This is a genomic window from Trebonia sp. (assembly GCF_049794275.1).
In the GTDB taxonomy this organism is placed as follows: Bacteria; Actinomycetota; Actinomycetes; order Streptosporangiales; family Streptosporangiaceae; genus Trebonia.
The window spans coordinates 1-1,974 of sequence record NZ_JBARCR010000469.1 but is presented as its reverse complement, the minus strand read 5'-3'; the positions used below and the strand labels follow the sequence as shown (position 1 = coordinate 1,974).

The following is a 1,974-nucleotide window of genomic DNA, read 5'->3' as shown; positions in this document are numbered from 1 at the left end:
TTCCGCGACTGCACCGTGCTGTCGAGCAGCGAGACGGCCGCGCCGTCATTCGTGTCCGCCGCGCTCGGCTCGCCCACCCCGAGCCACGTCCGGGTATCCGGGCGCACGCTGTACGTGGCGCGCTACGCCGACGTGCCAGCGGGCCACGCGGTCTGCGGGCTCGGGGTGCCCGACGACCCGGCGGGCACTACCCAGCTGATACCGCCGAACGAACTGCCACCGGTGTCGCCAGACAGTGCTTCCTCAGACAGCCTCGTCCTCGCCGTCGCTGACGGCACGCCGCGCGATCCGCTGACCAGGCGGCGGCATCCCGTGCGCGCGTCAGCCGACATGCTGTGGCGGCTCGCGTGGAACAAGTTCGTGCTGGTCTTCGCCATCCTGCTGGCGGCCGTCATCGCGGGCTTCTGCCTGCTCGTCGCCCGTTACCCGGTGAGCAACGCGGTCTACCTGACCGTGATGGACATGACCGGCTCCGCGCTCACCAACCCCAAGCTCGGCGGCCCTGAGAAGATCTCGCAGGTGGTCCTCACCGTCGACGGCATGGCGCTGATCCCGCTCGTGACCGCGATCATCGTCGGCGCCCGGCTGACCGGGAAGATCCGCGGCGAGCCGCGGCCGCGCGGCGGTCACATCATCGTCGTCGGCCTCGGCAACGTCGGCACCCGCGTGGTCGGCGAGCTGCACGACCTGGGCTACGACGTCACCTGCATCGACAGGGACCCGGAAGCCAGGGGCGTCGCGCTGGCGCGCAGGCTCAGCCTCCCGATGGTGATCGGCGAGGCTTACCTGGAAGAGAAGCTGCAGGCGGCGGGGCTGGAGACCGCCGCCGCACTCGTCTCTGTGACGAGCAACGACATGGTCAACCTGGAGACCGCGCTGCAGGCGCGGGCGATGCGCGAAGACCTGCGCCTGGTGCTGCGCCTCGGCGACGACGACCTCGCCCAGCGGGTACAGAAGACGCTGGGCAACGTCATCTCGCGCAGCGTCTCCTACATGGCGGCGCCGGCCTTCGCCGCCGCGCTGCTGGAGCATCTGGTGCTGCGCACGATCGCGGTGGGACGGCACGTCCTGCTGATCGCGGACGTCCGGGTGGAAGCCGGCTCGGACATCGCGGGGCGGGCGCTGGCCGAGCTCGAGGGAGACCGGCTGGCGCGCGTGCTGGCGCTGCAGGTACGCGGCGCGCAGCGGTTCCACTGGTCGCCGCACCACGGCTACCTGCTCGCGGCGGGCGACCGGGTGATCGTGCTCGCCACGCGGGCCGGGCTGACCCGCTTCCTCACTGGAAGCGCAATTATCGGGTTATTTCGCTCGCGTGGGGTATCGCGAGATGGGTTACGGGCGCGTTACGCTATTAGCAGAACTTTCAACCTGGTCCCTGTGGGCCAGGAGGGAAGAAAACAGATATGCACCCGGTCGAAGGCGGCGGGAGCAGGCCACCGTGACCGGGGGCGGCCCCAACATCGGAGGCAACATGAGTGTCAGTGAAGACCGCACATCTGTAGCACCTGCTACCGCGGCCAGTCCCATCGCCGACCCGGCACCGCTCGGGCTGGCCGCGTTCGCGCTTACCACGTTCCTGCTTTCCGCCGCTAACGCCCACTGGATGAATGGCAACGCCACGGGCGACGCCTGGCTCGGGTACGCGTTCGCCTACGGCGGACTCGCCCAGCTGCTGGCCGGCATGTGGGAGTTCCGCAACAGGAACGTGTTCGGCGCGACGGCGTTCTCCAGTTACGGCGGCTTCTGGATCGGCCTCGGCCTGTGGTTCCTGCTCGTCGCGAGTAAAGCCCGTCCCGCCGTCGCCGCTGGAACGGCGTTCCTCAACCACGACCTCGGCTGGATCCTGCTCGCTTTCGCGATCTTCAACACGTACATGCTGCTCTTCAGCGCCCAGGTGAACGCGGCGGTCTTCGGCGTGTTCCTGACCCTTGAGCTCACCGAGATCATCCTGGCCATCGGGTTCTTCGCCAACAG

At 68.9% G+C, this 1,974-nt stretch carries 2 protein-coding genes; both read left to right on the top strand.

Annotated features, from left to right (window positions below; all coding sequences use genetic code 11):
- On the top strand, nucleotides 1-1,485 hold a 1,485-nt coding region (locus WA805_RS12915; protein ID WP_425242451.1), incomplete at its 5' end, for a potassium channel family protein.
- Nucleotides 1,472-1,974 (top strand): acetate uptake transporter (locus tag WA805_RS12910; protein ID WP_425242450.1); only part of this gene is annotated, 503 nt, incomplete at its 3' end. The genes WA805_RS12915 and WA805_RS12910, both read left to right, overlap by 14 nt.